The organism is Rhodoferax ferrireducens, assembly GCF_003347515.1.
In the GTDB taxonomy this organism is placed as follows: Bacteria; Pseudomonadota; Gammaproteobacteria; order Burkholderiales; family Burkholderiaceae_C; genus Rhodoferax.
Genome location: NZ_QEII01000041.1, coordinates 1 through 311, shown reverse-complemented (window position 1 = coordinate 311; position 311 = coordinate 1). Strand labels below are relative to the sequence as shown.

Sequence of the window (311 nt, the reverse complement as noted above, 5' to 3'; positions counted from 1 at the left end):
AACTTGGCCAGTCTGGTCGCAGAAGGTCAGCAGCGGATTGGGTACGCCTGTCGCCAGGGCGTGTTTCACAGCCAATGCGTTGACCTTCAAGCTGCCAGAGGCAATTCGCTTGTGGCCGTTGAAGCTGATGTAGGAAGGTGTAGCGGTATCAGTCACGGTGAGATTGGGCTTGAATTGGATGAGTCAATAATACCCGGGTTAAATTACCGTGTCAATAATACCCGGGTTAAATTTAAGCCATGGAACTTCTGTGACTGGAACATCGTTACTGCCATGGGTTGAAAGCCCAATTCGGCGAAAGTTGTCAAACG

1 protein-coding gene is annotated in these 311 nt (G+C 50.2%); it reads right to left on the bottom strand.

The genetic code is table 11. The annotated features are described in order from the left end of the window. On the bottom strand, nt 1-156 hold a 156-nt coding region (locus tag C5P05_RS00155; RefSeq protein ID WP_114967965.1), incomplete at its 3' end, for a DUF2239 family protein. Nucleotides 157-311: the final 155 nt, after the last annotated feature.